General features: G+C 71.2%; 17 protein-coding genes and 1 tRNA gene. 3 read left to right on the forward strand and 15 right to left on the reverse strand.

What is annotated here, in order from left to right; all coding sequences use genetic code 11:
- Nucleotides 1-11: 11 nt before the first annotated feature.
- Nucleotides 12-1,004, reverse strand: coding sequence for an alpha/beta hydrolase (locus tag ACZ7MG_RS22045; protein WP_471391177.1), 993 nt, complete (start codon nt 1,002-1,004; stop codon nt 12-14).
- A 263-nt stretch (nt 1,005-1,267) separates the two neighbouring features.
- Here ACZ7MG_RS22045 and ACZ7MG_RS22050 point away from each other — a divergent pair, with 263 nt between their 5' ends.
- Nucleotides 1,268-1,687 (forward strand): MarR family winged helix-turn-helix transcriptional regulator, encoded by a 420-nt coding sequence (locus ACZ7MG_RS22050; RefSeq protein WP_471391381.1) that lies wholly within the window; start codon nt 1,268-1,270, stop codon nt 1,685-1,687.
- A gap of 36 nt (nt 1,688-1,723) precedes the next feature.
- Here the strand turns inward: ACZ7MG_RS22050 and ACZ7MG_RS22055 are convergent, their stop codons facing one another.
- Nucleotides 1,724-2,707, reverse strand: coding sequence for an aldo/keto reductase (locus ACZ7MG_RS22055; RefSeq protein ID WP_471391175.1), 984 nt, complete (start codon nt 2,705-2,707; stop codon nt 1,724-1,726).
- Nucleotides 2,708-2,868: 161 nt separating this feature from the next.
- On the opposite strand from ACZ7MG_RS22055, the gene ACZ7MG_RS22060 reads away from it, so the two are divergent.
- A complete protein-coding gene (locus ACZ7MG_RS22060) occupies nt 2,869-3,855 on the forward strand; it encodes a glycoside hydrolase family 43 protein (protein ID WP_471391378.1) in 987 nt (328 codons plus the stop codon).
- An 80-nt stretch (nt 3,856-3,935) separates the two neighbouring features.
- Here the strand turns inward: ACZ7MG_RS22060 and ACZ7MG_RS22065 are convergent.
- From ACZ7MG_RS22065 to ACZ7MG_RS22125, 13 genes are all read right to left on the reverse strand, one after another.
- Nucleotides 3,936-4,009: transfer RNA gene (locus ACZ7MG_RS22065), tRNA-Pro, on the reverse strand.
- Nucleotides 4,010-4,051: 42 nt separating this feature from the next.
- On the reverse strand, nt 4,052-5,299 hold the full coding sequence (locus ACZ7MG_RS22070; protein WP_471391172.1) for an FxsB family cyclophane-forming radical SAM/SPASM peptide maturase: 1,248 nt from the start codon (nt 5,297-5,299) through the stop codon (nt 4,052-4,054).
- 41 nt (nt 5,300-5,340) lie between these two features.
- Complete coding sequence (locus ACZ7MG_RS22075) at nt 5,341-5,562, reverse strand: hypothetical protein (RefSeq protein WP_471391169.1); 222 nt, start codon at nt 5,560-5,562, stop codon at nt 5,341-5,343.
- Between the two features lie 172 nt (nt 5,563-5,734).
- Nucleotides 5,735-9,694: an FxSxx-COOH system tetratricopeptide repeat protein gene (gene fxsT, locus ACZ7MG_RS22080; RefSeq protein ID WP_471391166.1), complete on the reverse strand. Its 3,960-nt coding sequence runs from the start codon at nt 9,692-9,694 to the stop codon at nt 5,735-5,737.
- Between the two features lie 89 nt (nt 9,695-9,783).
- On the reverse strand, nt 9,784-10,992 hold the full coding sequence (locus ACZ7MG_RS22085; protein WP_471391164.1) for a TIR-like protein FxsC: 1,209 nt from the start codon (nt 10,990-10,992) through the stop codon (nt 9,784-9,786).
- A 222-nt stretch (nt 10,993-11,214) separates the two neighbouring features.
- Complete coding sequence (gene fxsT / locus ACZ7MG_RS22090) at nt 11,215-15,249, reverse strand: FxSxx-COOH system tetratricopeptide repeat protein (protein ID WP_471391161.1); 4,035 nt, start codon at nt 15,247-15,249, stop codon at nt 11,215-11,217.
- Nucleotides 15,239-16,582, reverse strand: coding sequence for a TIR-like protein FxsC (locus ACZ7MG_RS22095; protein ID WP_471391158.1), 1,344 nt, complete (start codon nt 16,580-16,582; stop codon nt 15,239-15,241). Before ACZ7MG_RS22095 ends, fxsT (ACZ7MG_RS22090) begins: the two co-directional genes overlap by 11 nt.
- Before the next feature lie 328 nt (nt 16,583-16,910).
- A complete protein-coding gene (locus ACZ7MG_RS22100; RefSeq protein WP_471391156.1) occupies nt 16,911-18,149 on the reverse strand; it encodes an FxsB family cyclophane-forming radical SAM/SPASM peptide maturase in 1,239 nt (412 codons plus the stop codon).
- Nucleotides 18,149-18,331: an FxSxx-COOH cyclophane-containing RiPP peptide gene (gene fxsA / locus ACZ7MG_RS22105; RefSeq protein ID WP_471391153.1), complete on the reverse strand. Its 183-nt coding sequence runs from the start codon at nt 18,329-18,331 to the stop codon at nt 18,149-18,151. Before fxsA ends, ACZ7MG_RS22100 begins: the two co-directional genes overlap by 1 nt.
- Nucleotides 18,332-18,474: 143 nt before the next feature.
- Entirely contained in the window at nt 18,475-19,386 is a 912-nt protein-coding gene (locus ACZ7MG_RS22110; protein ID WP_471391150.1) for a YceI family protein, read from the reverse strand.
- A gap of 67 nt (nt 19,387-19,453) precedes the next feature.
- The gene (locus ACZ7MG_RS22115) at nt 19,454-20,521 is read right to left on the reverse strand and encodes a maleylacetate reductase (protein ID WP_471391375.1); all 1,068 of its coding nucleotides are present in this window, start codon (nt 20,519-20,521) and stop codon (nt 19,454-19,456) included.
- Complete coding sequence (locus tag ACZ7MG_RS22120) at nt 20,521-21,480, reverse strand: dioxygenase family protein (protein ID WP_471391147.1); 960 nt, start codon at nt 21,478-21,480, stop codon at nt 20,521-20,523. The genes ACZ7MG_RS22115 and ACZ7MG_RS22120 overlap by 1 nt, the downstream gene beginning before the upstream one ends.
- A gap of 53 nt (nt 21,481-21,533) precedes the next feature.
- Nucleotides 21,534-23,306 (reverse strand): FAD-dependent oxidoreductase, encoded by a 1,773-nt coding sequence (locus ACZ7MG_RS22125; protein WP_471391372.1) that lies wholly within the window; start codon nt 23,304-23,306, stop codon nt 21,534-21,536.
- A gap of 295 nt (nt 23,307-23,601) precedes the next feature.
- Here ACZ7MG_RS22125 and ACZ7MG_RS22130 point away from each other — a divergent pair, with 295 nt between their 5' ends.
- On the forward strand, nt 23,602-25,959 hold the full coding sequence (locus ACZ7MG_RS22130) for a helix-turn-helix domain-containing protein (protein WP_471391144.1): 2,358 nt from the start codon (nt 23,602-23,604) through the stop codon (nt 25,957-25,959).
- The last annotated feature ends 188 nt before the right edge of the window (nt 25,960-26,147 follow it).

The raw sequence follows: 26,147 nt of genomic DNA on the forward strand, positions 1-26,147 counted from the left end.
GCTCCGCACGGTCAGGCGGTGCCGAGGGCCGTCCGCAGGGTCGCGACCGCCTGCCCGATGGCGGCCTCGGCGGCGTGCGTCCCGCGCAGCGCGTCGAGCATCACGAAGTCGTGGATGATCCCCTGGTACCGCACGGCGGTCACCGGCACCCCGGCCTCGCGGAGCCTGTTCGCGTACGCCTCGCCCTCGTCGCGCAGCACGTCGGCCTCGGCGGTGACGACGAGGGCCGGGGGGAGCCCCGTGAGCTGCTCGGGGGTGGCGCGCAGCGGTGAGGCGGTGATCTCGGCGCGCTCCTGCTCGCTGGTCGTGTACTGGTCCCAGAACCACCGCATCGCGTCGCGCCGCAGGAAGTAGCCCTCGGCGAACTGTTCGTACGAGCCGGTGTCGAAGGCGGCGTCGGTCACCGGGTAGAACAGCACCTGCTGGACCAGGGGGACATCGCCCCGTTCCTTCGCCATCAGGGTCAGCGCGGCAGTCATGTTGCCGCCGACGGAGTCACCGGCCACGGCGATACGGGTGGCGTCCAGGTAGTGAGCTGCGCCCTCGGCGACGATCCAGCGGGCCACCGCGTAGTTCTGCTCGACGGCGACCGGATAGCGGGCCTCGGGCGAGAGGTCGTACTCGGGGAAGACCACGGCGGCCCGGGCGCCCACGGCCAGCTCACGCACCAGCCGGTCGTGCGTGTGGGCGTTGCCGAACACCCAGCCGGCGCCGTGGATGTAAAGGATCACCGGGAGCGTGCCCCGGGCGCCCGCGGGGCGGACGATCCGGGCCCTGACCTCGCCGGTGGGCCCGCCCGGCACGGTCACCCACTCCTCGTCGACGGCCGGCTTCTCGATGCCGTCCCCCGACTGCACCTCGTCGACGGTCTTACGGCCCTCCACCGGACCGAGGTCGAAGAGGTACGGCGGGTTCGCGGTCGCCTCCGCGAAGGCAGCGGCGGCGGGCTCCAGGACGGGGCGGGGACCGGTGGCGGTGGCGATGCCGGTGGTGGTTGCGGACATGGCAGATCTCCTCGGGTGGGGTGCCACGGGCAGGCTCGGCCGGCGGGGTTCGCCGAGGCGGCGGCACACCATGACAGTAGCGCGCGATTAAGTCGTGCACAACTGAATAGCTCTCGCCGCAACCGGGAGCCTGACGGTAGGGTTGGAGATCGTCGGGCATCATCAGCATCGTCATGCGGAGCACAGGGCGGAGGAGCGACACCGTGAGCGCAGTCGGCGACATCGTGGACACGACCGGGGCACAGCCGGCGCAGGGGCACAGCCTGCTTCTGGACGACCAGCTCTGTTTCGCCCTGTACGCCGCCTCGCGCGCGGTCACGGCCCGCTATCGGCCGCTGCTCGACGAGCTGGGGCTCACCTATCCGCAGTACCTGGTCATGCTGGTGCTGTGGGAGCAGGACTCGATCTCCGTACGCGACCTGGGCGCCGCGCTGCAGCTGGAGTCGAGCACGCTGTCCCCGCTCCTCAAACGCCTGGAGGCCGGCGGGCTGCTGCGCCGTGAACGCCGTACGGACGACGAGCGTTCCGTCGCCATCCGGCTCACCGAGTCCGGCGCCCAGTTGGAGGAGCGGGCCCGGACCGTCCCCGTCGACATCGGTGCGGCCATGGGGCTGACCCCCGAACAGCACACCATGGCCAAGCAGTTGCTCCGACTGCTCACGGCGAACGTCAGCCGGGACTGACGCGAGCTCGGCCCAGTGCGCTGACGCGAGCTCGGCCTAGTGCGTGGTGTCCAGCCTGTCCCGCTGCTCCTCCGTCAGCTCCAGCTCCACCGCGTCCAGGTTCTCGTCCAGTTGGGCGAGCGACGACGCCCCGGCCAACGGAACGATCGGGAACGGTCCCCCCAACTGCCAGGCGAGCACGACCTGGTTGACGGTCGCGCCGGTCTCCCGCGCCACCTCGCCGAGCACCTTCGTCCGGGCGGGGGTGCCCGGGTGGTTGTAGTCCCGTTGGAGCCTGTCCGGCCGTAGGTACCCGCCCGTGAGCAGCGGAGAGTACGCGACCAGGGTGAGGTCCGGTTCGTCCTCCAGATAGCTCAGCAGTTCGCCGGTGGCGGCGCCGAGCGTGCCGTGCGCCCAGAGGTCTCCGGGGATGTCGGTCCGTGGCCGCAGATAGCTGTGGTGGTACTGGAGCACCTCGTAGCCGGGCAGCCCGGCCGCGGCGGCGAGGGCACGGGCCCGCTCCACCCGCCACACGGCGTGGTTGCTCACGCCGAGCAGTCCGACCGTGCCCTCGGCGACGAGTTCCGCGAACCCCTCGACGGTCTCCCGGACCGGCACCGTACGGTCCTCGATGTGCGCGTAGAGCAGGTCGAGCCGCTCCACGCCGAGGCGTTCCCGGCTGCGTTCGGCCGATTCCCGGATCACCTTGGCCGACAGGCCCTCGGCGTTGTCGACATATCCGGTGCCAGGCGCGAGGGGGCGGGCGCCGAGTTTGGTGGCGATGACGATCTCCTCGCCCACGCCCCGGCTGCGCCGCCACCGGCCGAGCAGTTCCTCGCTCTGGCCGCCCTGTCCGCCGTCGGTCCAGAACGCGTAGTTGTCGGACGTGTCGATGAAGTTCCCGCCCGCCTCGACATAGCGGTCGAGCAGGGCGAAGGACGTCTTCTCGTCCGTCCGCGAGCCGAACAGCATCGCGCCGAGCGCGAGCACGCTCACCTCGCGGCGGGTCTCCGGATCACTGCCGATCGTGCGGTACTTCATGATGGCGCCTCCCGTTCCGCCCGGCTCTCGGGCTCGAAGGGGAGTCTTCAACTTGAAGCGCACGCAAAGTCAACGCCCTTCGCGGACCGTTCCGCGCTCACTATTGTTCGGCTGTGACCGAGACCGAACCCAGACTCCTCGCGGAGCTGCGGCTTCCCGACATGCCGCTGCACGATCCGTTCGTCGTCGCCGACGCCGAGACCCGCACCTATCACCTCTACACGTCCAACGACCCGGCCGTCTCGGGTGTGGACGGCACCGGCACGATGGTCTACCGCAGCGCCGATCTGCGGGACTGGACACGGCCCGTCGTCGTCTTCCGGACGGCCGACCAGCAGGGGATCTGGGCGACCGACGGGGCGTGGGCGCCGGAGGTGCACGCGTGGAACGGCAGGTACTACCTGTTCACCACGCTGCACGACGAGAACAAGCCGCTCAAGGTGCCGCCGGCCGGCCGGTGGGGCACGCCCTTCCAGCTCCCGAACCACATGCGCGGCACTATCACCGCCGTGTCCGACTCCCTGCTGGGCCCCTTCACCGTCGTGGACCCCACCCGCCCCACCCCGCCCGCGCACCTCATGACCCTCGACGGCACCCTCTACGTAGACCCGTCCGGGCAGCCCTGGATGGTGTACGCGCACGAGTGGCTGCAGACCGTCGACGGCACCATGGAGGCGATCCGGCTGGCCCCGGACCTGACCCGCACCCTCGGCGACCCGGTCTTCCTCTTCAAGGCCTCGGACGCGTCCTGGCTCGGCGAGGAGATCCCCGCCGGGGTGCCGCACCAGCTCGCGCCGTACATCACCGACGGCCCCCAACTGCACCGGACGCCCGACGGCTCCCTGCTGATGCTGTGGTCGACGTACGAGAAGAACGTGGCCGGCGACGACGGCACCGTCAGCGGCGGCTATGTGCAGACCTACGCCGTCTCCGCGTCCGGCGGGATCGAGGGGCCGTGGACCCAACGGCGGCCCCTGGTAAGGGAGGACAGCGGCCACGGCATGCTGTTCCACACCTTCGACGGCCGGTTGCTGATGATCCTCCACCGCCCCTTCGAGAACGCCCGCGGCAAGCTCTACGAGATGCGGCTCGACGGCGAAGAACTGAGCGTGCTGCGCCGCCGTGACGACCTCGACGGGGGCGGCTGAGGGTGAACCAATAACCAAGGGGCCGTTTCGGATGACTCCAAAACGGCCCCTGAGCTGCGTACTCTTGCGACTCTTTCGAGTCGGGACGACAGGATTTGAACCTGCGACCCCTTGACCCCCAGTCAAGTGCGCTACCAAGCTGCGCCACGTCCCGTCGCGTCGTACACGAAGTGTTGTGTGAACGCGCAGGTAAACCCTACCCCACGACGCCCGGACCCCTGCCCCGCGCACCCCGGACGTCGGGTTCGGGCAGACCCCGCGACGCCCCGGTCAGATCGGCTCGTAGCCGGTCGCGGATGTGCAGGATCAGCGCGGCGAGGTCGGCGCAGTAGACGGACGGATTGCGGAAGCCGCTCGCGGAGGCGTACCGATGGGCGAAGAGACCGCCCCCGCAGACGGCGAGCAGCGGGCAGCCCCCGCAGGTCGGTCCCAACCCAGCGGCTCCGGACTGCCGTTGCCGGATGACCGGCTGGTCGAGGACGTCGTCGAGGGTGTGCCGGAAGACGTCGAGCCCGGTCTCCGGCGCCCCCGCGTAGGCGACCTTGAGGGAGTCGGACTGCTCGATGGAGCCGTCGGTCTCGATGACGGCCAGCGTCGCCGGGGCCAGCCCGACGGACTCGGTACGGATCGAGCCGCCCAGCATGCCCGCCATCAGCTCCTCGAAGAGCCGCACCCCGGTCTCCCGAACGGGGGCGTCGTACCAGCGGTCGAACACCTGCCGCAGCCAGTCGGCGTACGGCGCCTCCCCCTGGTGAGCCGTCGCGCCCCCGGCGTCGACCGGCGGCGCGGCCGGCGTACGGTCGCGCCGATGCGCGAGGCCCGGGGGCGGTGTGTCCCAAGTGCCGTGTGGCAGCAGGAGATCGATGCGGGGCGGACGGGAGGCGAGCAGGGCCTCGTAGGTGTCGACGGGGTCGTTGGCCAGGTCGATCGTGCACAGCAGGCCCGCGTACAAGGAGCGATACTCGGCGGAACCCAGCCGCCCCAGCCCCTCCATCACCCGCCGGTGACTCCCCTCACCCGCCGGAAAGCGCCGGTGCCGGTCGTGGCCGGCGCGGGTGCCGTCGACGCTGACGCTCACGCCCACCCGACAACGGTGCAGCACGTCCAGGATGTCGGGGGTGAGCAGCACACCGTTGGTCTGCATCGAGAACCGGACGGGCACACCCACCCGCTCCGGCCCGGCCCGGAGAATCTCCAGCAACTCCCGCAACCGCCCCGCCCCGAGCAGCAGCGGCTCCCCACCGTGCAGCACCATCCGGACGTCGGGCAGCCCATGAGTCACCGCGTGCTCCGCGATACGCCGGGCCACCTGCTCGGCGACGACCGGTTCCATGACCCGGGGCTTGGCACGCCAGCTGGTGTCGGCGGAGTGATAGACGTAGCAGTAGTCGCAGTCCAGGTTGCAGCGGCTGTGCACCTTGAGCACGAACTGCCGTAAGGACACGGGACGCGGGGACACGGGAGTCGAACGGACCGACGGGGACGTCACCCCATCGACGCTTCCGCTTCGCCCGCGAGCGAGGACTCGAACTCGGCGAGATACGAAACCTCCGGATGCGCGGCCTCCCAGGCGACACGACGCAGCACATGACCGAGGGCGCTGTCCTCGACGACGGTACCGGGGTGGCCCTCGGCAGGCCTGATCGGACCCGCGCCGGCAGGGGCGCGTCCCGCAGACACATCCGGCGAGGACAAGAAGGGTGACACCGCACTCCTAGGGGCCATGCTGACACGGGGGTGCCGCCCGGCGGACGGCGCCCGTGGCGGTGAGCGGAGAATAGCAGCGAAGCTAAGGAAAACGGCAGGAATCAACACAAAGCACCGTAAAGAAGACCTCACCCTTCCGGATGGGACTCACACCGCTCCCCGGGGCACGGAATCAGAAGGTGAAGGGTGGCTCGATGTCCGCGTCCAGTCGCACCCCGCTGTCCACCGCCTCGTAGGTCGGGTGGTCCACTCCCAAGGTCTGGGCGGCGAGTTGCAGGGCCCCACTGTAGTGCTCCTCCGACTCCTGCGTCACACCAGCCCCCGCGAGGTCGACCGCGAGGTTGGAACGCAGGGTGACGACGTCGTAGTGATCGGCGCCCAGAGTCTCCAACACCCCTGCGAGGGCCTCGCGTTCGAGGGCGATGGCGGCTTCCGTCTCACCGGTGTCGACCAGGCAGTTGGCATGGTTGATCATCGCGTCCAGGGTGTACGGATGCCGTTCTCCGAGGGTGTCGGTCAGCGCTCGCAGGGCGCGTTCGGAGGTGGCACGGGCGGCCGCCGCGTGGCCGCCGAGCCGCAGATAGATCGCCAGGTTGTTCTGGCAGCCGAGGGTGTAGGGGTGCGACTCCCCGAGGGTCTGCCGCTGACGGGTCAGGATGTGATCGGCGTGGTCGCGGGCGGTGTCGACGTCGCCGAGCGCCGCGAGCACATTGGCCAGGTCGGCACGGGCGGCCAGGGTGTCCGGGTGGTCGCGGCCCCGGTCCTCCGCGTACATCAGATGGACGGACGCGACGAGTTCACGGGCCTCCTCGTAGCGGCCGGCCCGGCGCAGCGCCACCGCGTGGTTCCGCTGGGTGGACAGGGTCTGGGCGTGGCGCGGGCCGAGCCGCTCCCACAGCAACTGGCAGGTCTCCTCCAGCAGCGCGAGCGCGGCCCGGAGGTCGCCGGTCTCGCGCAGGTCGCGGGCGTAGTTGGAGGCCGCGCTGAGGGTGTAGATGTCGGTCGGGCCCTTGAGGTCGAGGCGGTCGCGGTAGACGCGCCGGTGGATCTCCAGTGCCGCGCGCCGGTCCCCGCACAGATACTCGGAGACCCCGAGATTGCTGGCGTGCATGGACAGCCGCAGGTCGTCGGGGGGCCACACCGCCTTGCTGGCCTCGTACGTGGCCCGGTCCCACTCCCGGGCCTCGGCGTAACGGCCCAGGGCGTTGAGGTCGGCGGCGACGTTCGCGGCGGCGATCAGCGTACGGCGGCGGCCGGGGCCCATGAGGGCCGCCAGCCGTCGGTGGACGTCGAGGTCGTTGTCCCAGGCGTCGCGTGAGGCGCCCTGTGAGCGCAGGATGTTGCCGAGCTGGGTGCGCAGGCTCAGTACCTGGATGTCGTCCGGGCCCAGGCGTTCGGTCCACTCGGCGAGGACGCGCTCGGCGGTGTCCCGGGCGGACCCCAGCAGATTGCGGCGCCACAGACAGCGGACCGTGTCGATGATCCACTGCTGCACCTCGGGATCGTCGCTGCGTACCGCCCGGCTGGGCCACAGATGGGGCAGGAGCTGTGCGTAGCGCGACCAACTCTCGGGCGCGCCAGGGGACTTGGGGTTGCCTGCGGCCAGCGCGGAGTGCACCACGGCCCGCAGCTCCAGGCGTCGTTCCAGGGGCATCGAGTGGCGGATCTCGGCCTGTACCAGGCGGTGGACGACGACCGTGCCCTCCTCCTGGTCCGCCTGGGCCAGCCCGAACCGGTTGATCTCCTGGAAGACCTCACTGATGGTCACCTCGTCCCGGGGCTCGTCCTCGTCGAGGGTGAGGGCGTCCATCAGGGAGCGGGTGTAGAGCAGTTCCATGGGGACGGGATCGGCGCCGAAGAAGGAGCAGATCTCCAACAGGTCCGCCGCCGCCGGGCTGTTGGCCCGGATCTCCTCCAACGACACCAGCCAGCCCGCCATTTCCAGCGAGCGTTTCTCCGTGCGCTTGAGCAGCTCGGTCGCGTGGGTGCGCAGCAGTCGCAGATACCGGTCGACGGGCATGGCCGTGGCGCTCAGCCATACGGCTGCCTGGTGGACGGCGAGCGGGAGATCGCCGAGTTCGTGGGCGATCTGCCGGCTGCTGTCCGGGGCGAGGCCCGGGTTGTGCCGCGCGAGGAGGGCCACGCTCTCGGACCGGCTGAACACCTCGACCGCCAGGACGTCTCCGGCCTCTTCCCAGGTGCGGTCGCGGGAGGTGACGAGCACATGTCCGCCCGGCGGCGTCTCGGCGGGGAGCCACTCGGCGGTCTCCTCCGGTGAGCCCGCGCTGTCGAACACGATCAGCCAGCTGCGGTACGGAGTCCCGCCGGCCAGGGCTCTGAGCACCCGTTGGGCGGTGAGCGCGGTGTCCTCGCCGTGTTCGATGCCGAGTTGGGGTGCGAGACGGGCCAACTCGCTTGCTATGACGGTGGGTTCGGCGGCCGGAACCCACCACACCACGTCGTAGGAACCGCGGAAGCGATAGGTGTACTCCAGTGCCGTCTGTGTCTTGCCGACCCCGCCGAGGCCGACGAGCACCTGGGGCGAGGCGGAGTCCTCGGCGGTGGTGAGCCGGTCCCGCAGCTCGTGCAGCAACGCGTTCCGGCCGGTGAAGCCGTTGTTCCTCGGGGGCAGCGACTCGACGGGCGGGTTGGTGCCCGGATAGCGCGGGGGTTCCGGGGTCAGAAGGGTGGGGGTTCCGCGTGCCGGGGTCGGTGCCGACGGCGGCGGGCCGACGCTCTGGCGCAGCCGCCGTACCGCGTTCACCGACGTGAGGTGGGCGATGCTGGGGGCGGCGGCGAGGTCGAAGGGCGGGTCCAGGGCCCGTTCGCCGCCGTGCACGCGGACGGCGATCAGTTCGGGCGCCAGCGCGCGCTCTCGGCCGGTCAGGGCCCGCCAGAGCGCGGCGGACTGCGGCACCTCGGCGTACGCCTCGGACAGCAGGGCGAGGACCCTGCCCTCCTCCGCCAGGGCACGCACCACCTCCGGGGCGGTCTCGCCGGGCGGGGTGGCGGTGATGTCGTGCAGGGTCACACGGAAGCCGGCGGATTCCAGGTGCCAGGCCGCCCACTCCGCCCAGACCCGGTCCTCGGGCGCGTAGCTGACGAAGAGACAGGCGCTGATGGCCCGGCTCTTGTTCATGTACGCGGTGAGCAGCCTCTGCCGGTCCTCGTCGGGCAGGGGGACGCCGCGACGGACCTCGCCGTCGGTGAGCCAGTCCGTGAGCCGTTCGCAGGCCTTGAGCACGGTGCCCTCCTGCAACGGACGGTCACCGACGGGCGCGACGATCTCCTCGTACGCGTAGAACGTCTTGTACGGGATCTCCACATCGCCCCAGTACCGTTCGACGCTGCCCTCCTCCAGCCACGACAGATGGCCGCCGAAGACCTCCCGGGCGCGGTCGCGGCTGATCTCCAGGCGCTCGCGCTCCGCGTCCTCGACGCGCATGGGCACCGGCAGCAGGCGTATCGGCCGGCGGGAGCCCTTGGTCACGGCGCGGGCCACGTGCGCGGAGCCGCGCATGTTCTGCACGTTGTAGACGAAGCCCAGGACGAGGGTGTCCGGGAGGAGCACCGTACAGATGCCCGAGCTGTCGGTGACGCCGGTGCGGCTGTCGATCAGGACGTAGTCGTAGCGGGCGGCCATCTCCTCGCGCATCTCCAGCAGGAACGATCCGCCGCCGAGCCGTTCGTAGAAGGCGTGCCAGTCGAAGGAGGTCACGGAGTCCGAGTAGGCGGCGTTCTGCCGCCCGGCGGGCAGGAAGTCCAGCCGTCCGCCGCTCGCGAATCTGAGGTCGAGGCCGACGACGTACGGTGTGAGGTCGAGCGTCCGGCGGAACCAGCCGTCGTCCTGCGGGACCTCCTCGCGGCCGGGCAGGAGCACCGCCTGCTGGTAGGCGCGCAGCAGGTCGATCAGCCCGTCGGTGTCGCGCAGTTCGGGGTCGGTGAGCAGTGGGTGGAAGTAGCTGTGCAGGCCCGGGGCCTCCAGGTCCCAGTCGACGGCCAGCACGCGTTTGCCCCGACTGGCCAGGATCCAGGCCACGTTGGCCAGGGCCATGGTGCGGCCGACGCCGCCCTTGAACGAGTAGAAGGTGACGACCTGGCCTCGGCCGTCCGGGGCGCTGGAGGGGCTCATCCGGTCTCCTGGGCAGTCGTGGTCATCGGGCGTACGGTTCGTCGGGCGGCCGGGCGGTCGGCCGGGCGGTGGTCGGCGGGGGCGGGCGGTCAGAGGCGGGGCATCGACGGCGGGGGCTCACCCGGCGGCAGGCGTCGGACATGGCCGCTGGCGGCGATCCGGTTCTGCGTGACCGTCACCGCCCGGGCCAGCATGTCGTCGAACTCGTGCTGGTCCACGGGGGCCCAGAAGACCGGGTCATGGGGGTCGTTGCGCCGCATCCAGTTCCGTTCGAAGACCCTTCTGACCGCGTCCCACAGCGCCTCGTTCTCCGCGCCCGACTCCCTGTCGTGCTCGTGGCAGGGCACCAGGACCGCGGTCGTCGGGTGGTACAGCTCGTCGTATCTGCGCAGCGCCCCCCGGTACGGCGCCTCGCGCGCCGACCAGGCGTCGACGAGCAGGACACACGCCTGGTTGAGGTGGCGGGCCCGGTTGAGATGGCGGATCAACTGGGGGCTCACCGCCTCGACGCTCGTGGTGTGCCCGTCGCCGGTGATGACCCGCCTGGCCCGCTCCACGACGGTCGGGACCCGCGGCGGGCTGTAGGGCGCCCACATCCACGGCGCCTCCCCGTAGTACGCGGTGTGCGAACGGCCCAGCGGGGGCTGCTCCTTGGTGCAGGCCGCGACGAATATCCGTACGTGGCCGGTGAGTTCCGGCGTCTCGTTGACGGGGAAACAGCCCCGGACCTCGGAGAGGTCGAAGGCGGGAGGCGCGTCGACGGGAAGGTTGAAGGGGTCCGCCGCGTCGCGCACCCGGCGGGCGATCTCCTCGACGACATGCCGGTACGCGGGTCCGCCCGGGTCCGACTGCATCAGTTGCAGCAGCCCGTGCCGGAGGTACTCCTGCCCCAGCCCCGGTTCCGTGTACTGCACGGCCTTGACCTCGGCGGGCATCCTGCGCTGCGGCACCGGCTCCCAGAGCACCGGGACCAGCGCGCGCGGCGGCACGGAGGTCTTCTCCTGGTAGCGCTTCACCCGTGCGGCGAAGTGGGTCCACTCCTTGCCGCAGTACTCGCTGCGGAAGTACGCCGGCGAGTAGAGCGCGACCATGGATTTGCAGGAGCCGACAGCGCGGCTCAGCTCCAGCAGCCAGTCGTCGCCGAGCATGATGTTGACGACGTCACGGAAGGTGGGCTGCCGGGCCGATACCGAGCCCGGGAGGTCGAGGGCCTCCAGCAGGTCCTCGTAGAACCGCCCCACATACGCCGCCCGGTCGTCCCGCCTGGCGTAACTGAGAAAGAAATACGGCTGATCCAAGGCGCCCCCCAGCATGCCGCACCGCATCGACGGCATCGAAGGTCCTACCCTGCCGCCGCCGATCTCAGACATACGGACGACCGTCGAGTGAACACCCGGCGACCGTGACGGTGACCGCGACCGTGACCGCGGCCGGCGAACCCGAAGCAACCGGACCCCGCGGGCGGGATCGCCCGCGGGGTCCGGTCGCTGTTCCTCGTGCTCCGTCCGACGCGCCGGCCGTCAGGTGACCGGCGGCTCGATGTCCGCGTCGATCGGCTGCCAGCGGGTGACCGCCCGGGTCATGGGATGGTCGCCGCCGAGTTCCCGGCTCTCGCGGGCGCGCCGTTCCGCCTCTTCGTGGAGCCGGCCGGCCTCCTCGTGCAGCAGTTCGGCCTCGTCCGAGTCGTCCCGCCGCAGTGCGGCCGCCAGGTTCGAGGCCGCGGCGATGGCGAGGTAGTGATCGGGGCCGAGGACCTCGGTCAGTCCCTCGTGCGCCTCACGGCCCGCCTTCACGGCCCGTGCGTGCGCGCCGTTCTCGGACAGGTCCGTCGCGTGGTTCAGCCGGCAGGTGAGGGTGTAGGGGTGGCGCGGGCCGAGGAGGCGGCGGAAGCGGTCGACGGTGCGGGTCGACAGCTCCAGGGCGGCCTCCGGCTCACCGGTCAGCCGGAGCAGGACGGCCAGGTTGGTGGCGCAGGCGAGGGTGAAGACGTGGTCGGGACCGAAGCGGCGCTCGTAGCGGTCGAGGGTCTCCTTGGCCAGCTCGCGGCCCCGAACGGACTCCCCCCGGTCGTACAGGTCCGCGCTCAGGTTCGTCGCGACGGCCAGGGTGTCGGGGTGGTCGGGGCCCAGTTGCTTGAGCGCCTGCTCGAACGTCTCGTTCGTCGCGGTGTAGGCCTTCTCGTACTCGCCCTGCCTCCGGTACAGGATGGCGGCGCCGAGGGAGGCCCGGAAGGTGATCAGGTGGTCGGGCCCCAGCGCGCGGCGGCTGCGCTTCAGCGTGTCCTCGATGAGCTTCGACGCCTCCCGGAACGCTCCGGCGGCACGGAGGTCGCGGGCGTAGTTGGTGGCGGAGTTGAGGGTGGAGCGCTGGTCGGGTCCGAAGATCTCGCGGCGCTGTTTGAGGATGTCCCGGTTGGTCTCGCGGGCGGCCTGCCGGTTGCCGGACAGGAACTCGGACACGGCGAGGTTGTTGGCCGCCTGGAGGGTCCGCTGGTGGCTGTCGCCGAAGATCCGCCGGGTCCGCCGCAGGGTCTCCCGGTCGCTCTCCATGGCGTCGGCGTACCGGCCGACACCGCGCAGGTCGGCGCCGAGGCTCATGGCGGCGCCGAGGGTGTAGGGGTGGTCCCCGCCGAGAATCGCGCTGCCCCGCTCGTAGACGTCTCGTGTCACCTCGTACGCCTCGGGCAGGCGGCCCTGGTCGCGGAGGGCGTTGCCGAGTTCGGTGCGCAGCCGCAGGACGAGCGCGTCGTCCTCACCGAAGCGGGGCAGCCAGCTGGCGAGGACCCGTTCGGCGGTGCTGTCGGCGGTGTCGGCGTCGCCGCTGCGCCAGAGGTAGCGGACGGTGTCGCAGATCCACTGCCGTACCGGGAGGTTGTCGCTCTCCTTGGCCTGGGTGGGCCACAGGTGCGGAAGCAGGGTGGCGTACCGCCGCCAGGTGTCGGACTCGTCGGGGTCCTTGGGGTTGGCCTGGCCCAGTACGGCCTGGGCCCGTTCGCGCATGGCGGTCTGCTCGTCGGGGGTGAGCTGGTCCCGCAGGACCCGCTGGATCAGTCGGTGCAGGGTCAGCGTGTCGGTCCGCTGGTCGACCTGGGCGAGGCCGTTGCGGACGATCTCGCCGTAGAGCCGGCTCATCAGCAGCGGGTCGGAGAGGCTGGGGTCGTGCCGTTCGAGCAGTTCGAGGGCGGGTCGGCTGCTGAGCATGTCCCGTGGGATCGGATCCGGCCCGAAGAACGCGCACAGTTGGAGCAGTGCGGCCGCGGCGGGCGTGCGGGACTTCAGCCGATCGAGTGACCAGCTGGCCGCTGCCGAGGTCGGGTAGTCGGGGGCAGACTGGCTGCGCAGGATGTCGGTCATCTGGGTACGGAGCATCTCCACATAGGTGTCCACGGGCATCGCCGATTCCTGGAGTGAGGCGGCGGCGAGGCTCACGGCCAGCGGGAAGTCCCCGAGTTCCTCGGCCACTCGAGCCGCTTCTGCGGGTTCGAGTGCCTGGTTGTAGCGGCGCAGCAGGGCGACGCTCTCCTCACGGGTGAAGAGGTCCACCTCGATGCGCGCGGCGCGTTCGGCCCAGGCGGGATTTCGCGAGGTGATGAGGATGTGGTGACCGGGCCCACTGACCGGAACCAGACCATCCAGGTCGGCCGGTTTCTCGGCGTTGTCGTACACGAGCAACCAACGCGCGTGGGGGGTGCCGCGACGCAGCTTGTCCAGAACCTCGTTGCATACGGCCGTCAAGTCCTTGCCACCAAGGGGCACACCGAGATGCCCGGCCAGCGTGTTCAGGTCCTGGCGGATCTGCGTCGGCTCCGCGGCGTTGATCCACCAGACGAGATCGTAGTCCGACTCGAAGCGGTACGCGTACTCGAGCGCGAGCTGCGTCTTCCCCACGCCGCCCAGTCCGTAGAGCGCCTGTGGCAGCACGGCGGTGGGGCCGGAGAGCAGGCTGTCGCGCAGTCGTTCGATGAGTGTCCGGCGGCCGGTGAAGACGGCGTTGCGCTGCGGTCGGCCCCCGATGACCTGCGGTGGAGTACCGGGGAGCCGGGCCGCCGCCGCCAGTCCGACGGCGGCGGGACGGGACCCCGGTTCGACCGAACCGGCGCGGTCGACGGTGGTCAGGAGGCGGGCCACGGCCTCCTCGGCGGTGACACTCGCAAGGCTGACGGCCGAAAGGGGCGCGAACTCGGGCGGGGGTGGTGTGTCGTCGACCCTCAGCGGGACGATCATGCCGATCTGGCCGGACGGATCCCTGCGGCTGGTCCGCTGCCAGATCTCCCGCGCGTGGGGCAGCGCTGTGTACTGCGGGGAGAGCAGCACGACCATGCGTCCCTCACCGGCCAGAGTGCGGTCGAGGCCCGTCGGGGTGACGGAGCCGGCCGTGACGTCGTCCACCTCGATCGGGGCGAGCGTCGCCTCGTAGCCGGCCGCCCGGAGCACGGTGACGGTCCAGTCGGCCCACAGCCGGTCGGTCGCGGCGTAGCTGACGTAGAAGTCCTTGCGCATGATCGGGGAGGTCCGCTCGTACTCCGCGCGCAGCGTCTGGCGGTACGGCTCCGGCATGTTGCTCAGACGGGTCACCCGGTTGTCGGTGAGCCGGGCGGTCAGCCGTTCGAACGCGGCCAGCAGGGTGCCGTCCTGGCGGCGCTCCCCCACGGTCGCGGGGATCTCCTCGTACGCGTAGCTGGGTTTGTACGGGATCTCGACGCTGCTCCAGTACTGGTCCTGCTCCTCGGACGGCACCCAGTCCAGGAAGGGGGCGAACAGGCTGCGTGCCTGGTAGCGGCCCGCTTCCAGGCGGTCGCGGCCGGCGTCCTCGACACGCATGGGGACGGGGACGATACGGATGTCGCGCTGGGTGTGGGAGACGCGGCGGATCGAACGTGCGACGTGCGCGGCGCCGTTGACGCCCTGACGGCTGAGGGTGAAGCAGTCCACGACGATGTCCGGCATGACGACCGTGCAGATGCTCGCGGTGTCGCTGAGGCCGGTCCTGCTGTCGATCAGGACGTAGTCGTAGCGTGCGGCCATGTCGTCGCGGAGCGCGGTGAGGAAGTCGGCGCCGCCCATGCGGTAGAAGGTGCCCCAGTCGAAGGTGCTGACGGTGACCGCATAGGTGTCCGGGTCCTGTACGCCGGCGGGCAGCAGGTCCAGTTTTCCGCCCGGCGGCAGCCGTAGTTCCGTGCCGACGGCGTACCGGTCGACGCGGGCCCGTTCCCGGTGGTCGGGTTCCTCGGGCAGGCCGCCCCCGTTGGGCCGGGGTGGACCGGCCGCGCCCCCGCCGTCGACGCCGGAGCCCACCCGTGGGGTGACCGCGTGCCGGGCGAAGTCGCTGACCATCTCTATGACTCCCGCGCTCTCGGTGAGTTCGGGGTCGGCGAGCAGGGGCTGGAGATAGGTGTGCAGTCCGGGGGCTTCGAGGTCCCAGTCCACGACGAGGACGCGCAGACCGTTGCTGGCGAGGATCCAGGCGGTGTTGACCAGCGCCATGGTGCGGCCCGTACCGCCCTTGAAGGAGTAGAAGGTGATGATGGTGCCCCGGCCGCGGTCGTCATGGGTCATCTTCCTGCTCCTTCTCAAAGGGCTGCGGTGTGGAGGAGGCGCGGGCAGTGATCGGGGGTGCCAGCCCGGTACGGGTGCGCGGGGTGGCCGCCGTGGTCAGCACGGGGAGCGAGGCGGACGTGATCCGGGACATCTCCAGAGAGGTGAACGTGAGGGTCTCGAGAAAGGAGACGAGATGGTTCTGCGCCTTCGCGACCACGGCGTGCAGGGCTCCGTCGAAATCGTCCGAACCTATCCCCGACTGCAGTAACGGCAGGGGATCCCCGGTTCCCTTCGCCCAGTTGAACGGAAGGGCGCCACGGACCGCCTCCCAGTAAGCCTTGCTCCGGGGGCCGTCACCCGCCTCGTCGGGGGCGCACGGGACTATGGCCGCGCTGCCCGGATGATTGCTCCGGTCGTAGGCGCGGAGCGCTCGTCCGTACGGCTCGTCCGCGGCGGCCGAGGCCTCCACCAGGAGGACCGCGACCTGCCCCTGCCCCCGAGCCTCGTCCAGCGTGGCGCCGAGCACGTCCGAGACGATCTCGGTCCGTACGGTGAAGCCACGCTCTCTCAGCAGGAGGCTCGCTCTCTCGGCCAGCGGTTCCGGAGAATCGGCGTGGTAGGGGTTCCAGTCGGTCGGGCTCTCCCCGTGGCAGCCCGGGTCCGTCGCCTTCCGGTGGGCGTTCGCCGAGGTCCGGGCGGCCACGAACAGCAGGGCCCGGCTGCCCGGTTCGGCGCGTTCGGTGGCGGACGGGAAGGGGCCCGCGGAGTCCGGGCCACTGATGTCCAGGCCGTTGACGGGCCGTATGCGGAAGTGTTCGGCGGCGATGAGGATCTGGTGCGCGATGAGGTTCACGATGCGGCGATACTCCTCGCCGCCGGGGTCCGCGACCAGGATGCGGCGCAGGCCCCATTGCGCGTAGTTCTCGCCGAGATCGAGGTTGTCGTACTGGATGTGGGCCGCGCCCGGGGGGATGTTCTGCACCGGCTCCCACAGAACGGGGATGAGCGCCTTCGCGTCCACTCCCGTCACTTCTCTGTGGCTGCGCTGCCGGTCCTCGAACGCCTTCCACTCGCGGCCGCAGAAGTCGCTTCTGAAGTAGTCGGGGGTGTAGAGGGCAAGCATCGTGCGGCAGTGTCCGAGGGCTTCGCCGAGGGCCGCGTTCCAGTCCTGTCCGACTTGAATGGACTGTACGTCGAGGAATGGGCGGTCGAAGGGCACGGCATTGCCCTGGTGTAATCGCCGTAATTCTTGGCGCAATTCCGCGCACAGGTCGTCGTAAAAACGCTTGACGAGGACTTTGGGTCCGCGCCTGCGTGCGTAGCTGAGGAAGAAGTACGGTTCCGGTTCCAAGGAGCCCCCGAGGTGACGCGTCCGCGGGGTCCCTATCGTGGGGTGGATGGATTCTCTCGCCTCGGAAGGGGGCCGACACCGGCGGAAGTGCACGCGGTTCGGTCGCCTCCCACACCTCCTCACCCCCCAACCGGTACCCCTCAGCCTTGGCCTTGGTTGAGTCGTGCCGAGACAGAGAACGATACCCCTGTCCGGCCGGACAGGCCCCTTTTCGGCAGGACCCGAATCCATGCTTCCCCCGATCTCCGCATCCAACTCCCGTTCACCGCGTGCTTGTTCACGGAATGCGGCACGACCGTTGTGCGTGCGCCCTGAGTCGCGCTCCGGCTCAGGAGAGGGCTGACGGGCGTTCCGGTGGAGCCTCCGTGAGCTGTGCCATCGCCGTGCGGACACGGGAGCCGACGTGGGTGATGAGAACGGCGAGGTCGTGGCAGTAGACGGACTGGGTGGCGAAGCCGGTCGTCGGGTGATGGCGGTGCGCGTACAGGCCTCCTCCGCAGGTGTCGACCAGCGCGCACCGGCGGCAGACGGGGCCGAGGCCGAGGAGGCCGGCCTGTCTGCCGCGCATCGTCTCCGTCGTGAGGGCGTCGGAGAAGGAGTGCCGGAAGACGTCGAGGCCGGTCTCGGGTGCCCCCTCGGCGACGACCTTGAGCGAGTCGGAGTGCTCCAGACTCCCGTCGGCCTCCACGACCACGAGGTCCACCGGGGCGAGCCCCAGCCCCTCGGTGTTGACGGTTCCGCCGAGCACCCCGGACAGGATCTCCTCGAACATCCGGACCTGGGTCTCCTTGCGGGGGGCGTCGAACCAGCGGTCGAACGCGGCGATGAGATAGCGGGCGTACGGTGTCGGCTCGTCCGGCGGCGTGCGGAGCGGGGGCCGGGCCGGGGGTACGCCGCGGTGTTCGAGGCCGGGCGGCGGATGTTCCCAGGTCCCGTGCGGCAGAAGGAAGTCGATGCGGGGCGGGGCGAAGTCGAGCAGCGCCTCGTACGTCTCGACGGGGTCGTTGGCCAGGTCCACCGTGCACAACAGCCCCCGGAACAGGTCTCTGTTCCGGGGGCTGTTCAGCAGACGCAGGGCCGCGGCGACCCGGGCGTGGCTGGGACGGCCGTTCGCGTACCGCCGGTGCCGGTCGTGTGCCACGCGTGAACCGTCGAGGCTGACCGCCACGCCCACGTGGTGGCGGCGCAGCAGATCGAGGAACTCCTCGTCGAGGAGGGTGCCGTTCGACTGCATCGAGCAGTGCACCCGTACCGTGGTGGCGAGCCGCTCCTCGATGACGGTGAGCACGGCTTCGAGGCGCGCCCTGCCGACGAGCAGGGGTTCTCCGCCGTGGAGGATGATCCGCACCTCGGGGAGCCGGTGTTCACGGACGTGTTCGGCGATCCGGTCCACGGCCTGTCGCACGGTGTCGAGAGGCATCGACGTGGGTCGTCGGCGCCAGCTCTGGTCGGCGGCGAAATATACGTAGCAGTAGTCGCAGGACAAATTGCATAAGCTGTGTATTTTCAGCAGGAACTGCCGGAGAGGGACCACGGGTAAACCCCCGGGCCCGGTTTCCTCCCGCATCACAGCGCGCTGTCGAAGACGACATCGGTCGTCCTCGTCTCACCGTCTCGTTCCTCCAGGTGACGTCGGACGGTGTGACCCAGCACCGTGTCCTTCCGGGCCACCACCTTCAGCCGACCGGTCGGCACCGAGGAGATGTCGACCAGTCGTGTGCTGTTGTGGCTGTTCCGAGGCGCGTCCATGCCTTGCTGCCTCCCTGAGAGCCGCTGAGTGCGGAGAAGGTGCCCCGCCCGGATGTATTCCCTGTCCATGCTCTGTCAGTGCTCTTCGCACGTCCACAAGGCAGAAGACGTCAGCTGGCCTCTACACACATCGGCGATCCGGGCTATTCCGGCGGTGTGGGGGTGTCGTGGGTGCGGTACATCGCCTGGACGTCCAGTTCCAGTTGGATGGTGGGGCCGACGACCGCGATGCCTCGGGCGAGCATGGAGCGCCAGTTGAGGGTGTAGTCCTCGCGGTGGAGTTCGGACTTGGCGAGGGCGGCGCAGCGGAGTTCCTCGCCGTAGCCGCCGTTGACGGTGCCGAGGTAGGTGGTGTCGAGGGAGACGGAGCGGCTGACGCCGTGCATGGTGAGGCTGCCCTGGAGGGTCCACTTGCTGCCGCCGCGGTAGGCGAAGCGGGTGCCGGCGAAGTCGATGTACGGGAAGCGTTCGACGTCGAGGAAGTCGGCGGAACGCAGGTGCGTGTCGCGGGTGTTGTTGCCCGTGGTGATGCTGGACGCGTCGATCCGGACGTGGACGCGGGACTGCGTCATGTCCTGGGCTATCGCGAGACCGCCCTCGAAGCGTTCGAAGCGGCCGTGCACATGGGCCATCCCGACGTGCTTGGCGATGAAGCGGATCGCGGTGTGCGGCGGGTCGAAGAGCCAGGTGCCGGGGGCCGGGAGTTCGAGCGCCCTCGCGGACCGGAGCCACACCCGCTCCCGCGAGACACCGGCGTCGGGGAGGACCTCGACCGTCTCGCGGTGCGGTTCCAGGCCCTCGGCCATGACCAGCAGGCTGTAGGTGCCCGGGGGCAGCACGGCCGTGAAGAAGCCGTACGGGTCCGTCGCACCGCGTGCGGCCACGCGATGGCTGCGCAGTTCCGTCACCGTCACATCGGCCGCGCCCATCGGCTGGTTCACCGGGTCCAGTACCTCGCGCAGGACGACACCCGCGCCGTCCGGGACCGGGAACGTGGCGGCCGGGGCGCCTCCGGGGGCATGCCTGAAGCGCCGCCGGAGCAGTCCGAGGGCCATGGTGATCACCTTTCGGTTTCTTGTGTGTTCGATCGATCTGTGGTGGTCTGCGGCCCGTCGGTGACTGTCAGGACCAGGTCGGAGGTCGGCCGCCTCCGTACGCCGCTCTCAGGACCTCCAGGGCGCCCGCCGGAGTGATCTCGCGGGGGTTGGGGTACGCCTCGGCGGTCGCCCGAGCCGCGGCCTTCGCCAAGTCGCCTTCGTGCAGGCCCAGTTCGGCCAGGGAGCGAGGGGCGCCGAGGCTGCCCGCCAGGGTCCACAGGGCCACGGGGGCGTCGTCGGTGGACAGGGCGCGCCCCAGAGCCGTCATGGCGGCCGGCGCGGCCGGGGCGTTGTACGCGAGGGCGTACGGGAGGACGACCGTGTGGGTCTCGGCGTGCGGGAGGCCGAAGGTGCCCCCGAGGACGTGGCACAGCTTGTGGTGCAGACCCATGGTGGTCGCGCCGAGCGCGCTGCCGCAGAGCCAGGCGCCGTAGAGGGCCCGGCCGCGCGCCTCCAGGTCGCCAGGGTCGGCCGCCACGCCGGGGAGCGCGCCTGCCATGGCCCGGGCGCCCTCCTCCGCCGTCAGCGACACCAGCGGCGAGGCGTCCGGCGCGTACAGGGCCTCGGCGGCGTGGGCCAGCGCGTTGACGCCGCTGGTCACGGAGAGGGGGACCGGGAGGGAGAGGGTGAGTTCGGGGTCGTAGACGACGCTGCGCGGCAGGACGGACGGGGCGCGGCCGGTGCGTTTGGCGCCGTGCTCGGTCAGGCCCCAGACCGGGGTCATCTCGGAGCCGGAGTAGGTGGACGGCACGGCGATCAGCGGCAGTTCGGTGCGCAGGGCGATCGCCTTGCCCAGTCCGATCGCCGAGCCGCCGCCGACCGCCACGCAGCCGTCCGCGTCCACGGCCCGCGCCGCGCGCTCCGCCTCGTCGGCGACCTCCACCGGTAGGTGTTGGCGAGCCCCGGTGAACAGTCCGGCGCACGCGTCACCGAGCGAGTCCGCGACGGCCCGCGCCGTCTCCGCGCCCCTCGGGCCGCACACCACCAACAGCCGCCGCAGGCCCAGCCGTTCGGCCTCCCCCGCGACCGCCGTCACCGCCGCGCCCACGCGCATGACGACCCGCATGGGCCGTGCCTCGTACTCGAACTCCATCACGCACGCCCCGAGTTGTGTACGCCGGCCCCGAGCGTCCGGTCGTTGAGCACCAGGTCGAAGCGGGCGTGACGGAACGGGTTCGGGATGCCGAACTCCCTTGCCAGGGACGGGTCGTCGGTCTCCGCGAAGTCCTGGACGAGGCTGTCCTTCACCGCGAAGACCGCATCCGAGTCGAGGTGGTCGCTGCCGGCCACGAAGATGTGCGTGGTGACCGGGGTGTGCCCCTCGGCCGAGACGATGAAGTGGATGTGGGCCGGGCGGTACGGGTGCCGGGCGGTCGCCCGGAGGAGGTCGCCGACCGGGCCGTCCGTGGGGATGGGGTACGGGCTCGGCACACAGGTACGGAACCAGAAGCGGCCGTCGGCATCCGCCGTGAACAGCCCGCGGCCGTTGCCCGCCGGCTGGACCTCGGGCTGCTGGACGTCGTAGTAGCCCTCGGCGCTCGCCTGCCAGACGTCGAGGACCGCGCCGGGCAGCGGGGTGCCGTCCCGGGACAGCACGCGCCCGCTGATCACACACGGTTCGCCGCCGCCGACCAGGTCGATGTCCGCGCCGAGTTCCCGGACCGGTGACTCGGTCATGTGGAACGGGCCGAGGACGGTCGACTCGGTCACGCCGCCGGGCGCCTCGCTCCGGTGCTCGTCACTCTCACTCCGGTGCTCGTCGCCCTTGCCGCCGCGGATCGTCCCACTGTTGATCGTCTCGACGAGCATCGAGACGCCGAGGACGTCCGAGAGCAGGACGAACTCCTGGCGCGTCTCCGTGCAGGCCTGCCCCGTCGCAGTGAGGAAGGCGATCGCCCGCTCCCACTCGGCCATCGTCGGCTCGGTCTCGCGGACGAAGGCGTGGAGATGGCGGGTGAGGTCGGCGAGCAGTTCCCGCAGTCGCGGGTCGGCCGTGCCGTCGAGGCTGTCGACGACGGCCTCGGTGATCCGGGTGGTGAATTCGGTGGTCATGCCCCACTCCTACGACTGTTGTCCCTTTCCAGGCAAACCGCGGTCACCCTCTTTCAGGCACGGCCGAGGATCCGCCGCACCGCCTGCGTCAGCAGCCGCTCGGCGTCCGCCGGGGACGCGGCCGCGGTGGCGTGGCGGAAGGCGACGTACCCGTCCGGTCGTACGAGGAGGGCTCCCCCGTCGGCGGTCTCGCGGAGGCGGGCCCAGTCGCCGTACGGGTCCTCGTACTCCTGGCCGGGGCCGATGACGGCGGTGGCGATCTCCAGGTCCTGGGCCTCGGCGGCCCGGATCCAGTCGGCGCCGCCGATGCCGGTGAGCAGGGTGAAGCGGCCCCGGCCGACGGTGTCGAGGGTGGAGAGGGTGCGGGTGCCGGAGGTGATCCAGGCGTGCGGGAGTTTGGCGCCGGGGCGGGAGGTCGGCTGGTGGTACAGCTCGGGGTCGCGGTCGAAGCCGGGGTCCGGTGTGCCGTCGGGGACGATCGCCGCGGAACTCTCGGCGGAATAGCGCTGATTGAGGTCGACGCCGTGCGCGTTGAACTCGTACACCTTGAACGCGATCGCCTCGCGGAGCCTCGCGCGCTGCTTCTCGGCGGCCTCGGTGGCGTCCTTGCGGGCGGCGATGTTGGCCCAGAGCTGTTCGGGGGTCTGCGGGGAGAGTCCGTCGAGGGCCTCGAAGACGGGGGCGGTCTCGCCGATGGACTTGTTGGCGCGGGTGACGATCTGCCTGCCGATCGGGGCGCGTTCGGCGGTGTAGGTGTCGAGGAGGGCCGGGGACGCGGTGCCGTCGAGGACGAGCTTGAGCTTCCAGGCCAGGTTGTAGGCGTCCTGGATGGAGGTGTTGGAGCCGAGGCCGTTGGACGGGGGGTGGCGGTGCGTGGCGTCGCCGGCGCAGAAGACGCGGCCGTTCGCGTACGTCTCCGCGTACATCTCGTTGACGGTCCAGGCCGCCGACGACTTGATGGTCACCGGGATCTCGTCGTCGCCGACCAGCCTGCGGACGATCGACTCGGCGTACTCGGTGGTCAGGTCGGGGGCGCCCGCGGTGACGTCGTAGCCCCAGACGATCAGCCACTCGTTCCACGGCCGTACGCAGCGCACGAGGCCCGCGCCGATGCCGCCGACGGTGGCGCCGGGGGCCAGCACCCAGTAGAGGGTGGACGGGCGGTGCGCGGTGTACTTCGACAGGTCCATGTCGAAGACGATGTTGATGCTGCCGGCCACGCCCATCTGGCCGCCCATGGGCAGGCCGGCGTCCTCGGCGACCTGGGAGCGGCCGCCGTCGGCGCCGATCAGGTACTTGGCGCGGATGGTGTACTCGTCGCCGCGCAGCCGGTCCTCGACGGTGACCGTGACGCCGTCGGCGTCCTGCGCGAAGGACTTGTAGACCGTGCTGAAGCGCAGGTGGGTGCCTCGGGCCACGGCCGCGTCGACGAGGACGGGCTCCATGAGGTGCTGCGGCATGTCGCACATCCGGGTGGGGCTGGCCAGTTCGTGCGCGGCCTGGACGAGCGGGTCGTTGCCCCAGGAGCGGACCCGGCCCAGTTCCTCCCCCGCGAGGCTGGTGCAGAAGGTCGTGTTGCCCATCAGGTGCTGCGGGGTGGCCTTCGCGACGACCTCGTCCTCGACGCCGAGGTCGCGCAGCGCCTCCATGGTGCGCTGGTTGGTGATGTGCGCGCGGGGCGTGTCCGCGAGGCTCGCGTAGCGGGTGACGACGATGTTCGGGACGCCGTACGTGCTCAGGGCGAGCGCGGCGGCGGCGCCTGCCGGGCCACTGCCCACGATCAGTACGTCGGTCACGACGTCCGGCTCTGCGACCGGCTCTGCGATCGGCTCGGTGACGGGATCTGTGACCGGCTCGGTGACGGGATCTGTGACCGGCTCGACGGTGTGCACGGGGGACGCTCCAGGGGGCATGAGAACAGGCACCGACCGTTCATGATCATGGAGGGCGGCGCGGGAGCGTGGGTGTCTCAATAAGAGACAGTGCGTGCGGTTTGCCGGACGGGGAGGGGAGGGGGTGGGGTGGGGAGGGAACGAGTAGTGGGGTGGGGGCGGGGGTCGTACGGGGGCGTTCGGGGCGGTTGTTGCCTCTTCAACCTCGGCGGGTACGGTGAGTGCTGTCGTGACCACCGCAGAGCATCTCCCCGTCCACCCTGCCCTGGCGGCGCTGCGCAGGGCCCGTGAGTTGTTCCTCGAAGGGCGCCAACTGCCGGACGGGGTACCGGAGGAGGTCGTCGCCGCCTGGCGGCGGGCCCGGTTCTTCGGCGTACGCCACGACGGCGTCCTCCACGGCGGGCCGGGCGCGGCGGGCGACCCTCCCCGCGATTCCGTACGGCCAGACGAGTCCGCGCTGTTGGCGGCGGCGCGGCCGGTGCTGGAGCGGCTCGGTTCCGCCTTCGGCGGCGGGCGGACGGCGCTTCTGCTGACCGACGAGCGGCTGCGGGTGCTGTGGGCGACCGGGTGCGCGCCGGGTGATCCGTGTTGCGAGGACCTCTCCGAGCAGGTGGTCGGCCACAACAGCGCGGCGCTCGCGCTGCGGACGCGCCGGCGCTCCGAGGTGCACGGGCCGGAGCACTTCCTCGATCTGTGGCAGGACGTGTCCTCGGTCAGCGTGCCCGTGCTCGCGCCGGAGACCGGGCGGACCCTCGGCACGGTGACGGTCACCTCCGGGCTCTGCGCCGACTGCCCTCCGCATCCGTGGGCCTCCCTCGCCGAGGCCGCGGCCGGGGCCGTCGAGGCGGAGCTGCTGGCGCGGTCCCAGCCGGCCGAGCGGGTCCTCCTCGACGCGTACCTGCGGGCCACGCGGGACCGGGGGCGGGACCGGGCCGTCGTCGCCCTCGACGGCCGCAACCGCCTGCTCAACGAGGCCGCGGGGCGCCTGCTGTCACCGGAGGGCCTGGACACGCTGGAGCGCCAGGTCACGGCGGTGGTGCGGGACGCGAATGGGGGGTGGGGTGGTGGGGGTGTGCCGGGGGCGCCTGGCCCGGGTGCGCCGGGTGCGCCGAGTGGGCTGGGTGCGCCGGGTATGGCTGCCGCGCCGGACGCGCCGGAGTACGGCGCCGAGTCGGGCCTTGGTGTGGGGGGCGTAGCCGGGCCGGGTACGGGCGTTCCCGCTTCCGGGGTCGTGCCTACTGCGGTGGCGGAGGCGGACTCGGGCACGCCAGAGACCGCTGCTGCCGCGTCGACGCCCTCGGTCGCACCCCAACCGGAGTACGGCGCCGAGTCGCGTCTCGGCGTAGGGGGCGTAGCCGGGCCGGGTACGAGCGTTCCCGCTTCCGAAGGCGTGCCTACTGCGGTGGCGGACTCGGGCGCGCCAGAGGCCGCTGCTGCCGGGGCGGCGCCCTCGGCCGTGCCCCAACGGGAGTACGGCGCCGAGTTGGGCCTTGGTGTAGGGGGCGTAGCCGGGCCGGGTACGAGCGTTCCCGCTTCCGAAGGCGTGCCTACTGCGGTGGCGGAGGCGGACTCGGGCGCGCCAGAGGCTGCTGCTGCCGGGGCGACGTTCTCGGTTGTGCCCCAAGGGGTGGGCGACACCGACGTGGCGCAGGGCGGCATGTCGCGGACCCGTGGTTACAGGATTCGGTTGCCGGACGGTGTGCGGGGTTGGGCTACGGTCGCGACCGTGACGCATCGGGGGGCTGTTATTGGTGCGGTGGCTGTGTTGGAGGTGTTGGAGGAAGGTGGGGGCGCTCCGGTCGGGCGGGGTGTCGTGGCGTTGGCGGGGCGTTCGGTGCCGTGGCGGCACGCGGTGGGGCGCGCGACGGAGTTGGCGCGGTCGTCGGAGCCGCTGCTGCTCGTCGGTGAGCGTGGCACCGGGAAGACCGCGCTCGCGCGCGAACTGGCTCCCGAACTGCTGGTGGTCGACGCGGCGGAGGGTGAACCCGGTCCTCTGATCGACGAGTTGGCGGACGGCCACGCGCTGCTGATCCGCCATGTCGAGCGCCTCGCGCAACCCCACACCGCGGCCCTCAACTCACTCCTCGACACCCACCCGGGCGCCCCTCTGCTGGTCACCTACACCCCCGGAACCCCGCCGGGCCCCTGCCTCCAGCGGCTCCTGGACACCCTGGCCGCCCGCTCGGTCACCCTCCCCGCGCTGCGTGAACGGCCGGAGGACATCAGGGAGTTGCTGGCCACGCTGGCTCCGAAGCCGGCGGCCGGGCAGCCCCCGCTCACCTGGACGCTGGACGCCCTGCGCGCCCTGGAACAGCATCCGTGGCCCGGCAATGTCACCGAACTCGTCCATGTCGTCAGGGCGTTGGCCGAGCAGCGGCGTGCGACGGGGCCCGTCCGGCGCGCCGAACTGCCGGACGCCGTCCGTGAGGGTCCTGCCGCGCGGCGGCTGAGCCCCATGGAGCACGCCGAACGCTCCGCCATCCTGGAGGCCCTCCGCCGCAACGGAGGGAACAAGGCCCGCGCGGCGGCGTCCCTGGGCATCGCCCGCGCCACGCTGTACCGGAAGCTGCGCGGCTACCGCGGCTGACCGCCCGCACACGGCCGCCCACACCAGTCCTCCGGGCCTCCCCGATCTCCCAACTTCCGGCCGCCCGGCCAGCCGGCCCTCCGGCCTCCCGGCCACTCAACCTCTGGCCCCCCGCCGCCAGGCCTCCGAGACCCCCAACCTCCCGACCGCCCGGCCCCGGGGCCCCGGACCGCCCGACCTCCCGACCT

It is taken from the genome of Streptomyces sp. NPDC107538 (assembly GCF_055657445.1).

What these genes read in the sequence shown, in the direction of transcription:
- ACZ7MG_RS22045 (WP_471391177.1), bottom strand. Translation starts at nt 1,004, where the DNA reads ATGTCCGCAACCACCACCGGCATCGCCACCGCCACCGGTCCCCGCCCC.
- ACZ7MG_RS22055 (WP_471391175.1), bottom strand. Translation starts at nt 2,707, where the DNA reads ATGAAGTACCGCACGATCGGCAGTGATCCGGAGACCCGCCGCGAGGTG.
- ACZ7MG_RS22060 (WP_471391378.1), top strand. Translation starts at nt 2,869, where the DNA reads ATGCCGCTGCACGATCCGTTCGTCGTCGCCGACGCCGAGACCCGCACC.
- fxsT (WP_471391166.1), bottom strand. Translation starts at nt 9,694, where the DNA reads ATGAGCCCCTCCAGCGCCCCGGACGGCCGAGGCCAGGTCGTCACCTTC.
- fxsT (WP_471391161.1), bottom strand. Translation starts at nt 15,249, where the DNA reads ATGACCCATGACGACCGCGGCCGGGGCACCATCATCACCTTCTACTCC.
- ACZ7MG_RS22100 (WP_471391156.1), bottom strand. Translation starts at nt 18,149, where the DNA reads ATGCGGGAGGAAACCGGGCCCGGGGGTTTACCCGTGGTCCCTCTCCGG.
- fxsA (WP_471391153.1), bottom strand. Translation starts at nt 18,331, where the DNA reads ATGGACGCGCCTCGGAACAGCCACAACAGCACACGACTGGTCGACATC.
- ACZ7MG_RS22110 (WP_471391150.1), bottom strand. Translation starts at nt 19,386, where the DNA reads ATGGCCCTCGGACTGCTCCGGCGGCGCTTCAGGCATGCCCCCGGAGGC.
- ACZ7MG_RS22115 (WP_471391375.1), bottom strand. Translation starts at nt 20,521, where the DNA reads ATGGAGTTCGAGTACGAGGCACGGCCCATGCGGGTCGTCATGCGCGTG.
- ACZ7MG_RS22120 (WP_471391147.1), bottom strand. Translation starts at nt 21,480, where the DNA reads ATGACCACCGAATTCACCACCCGGATCACCGAGGCCGTCGTCGACAGC.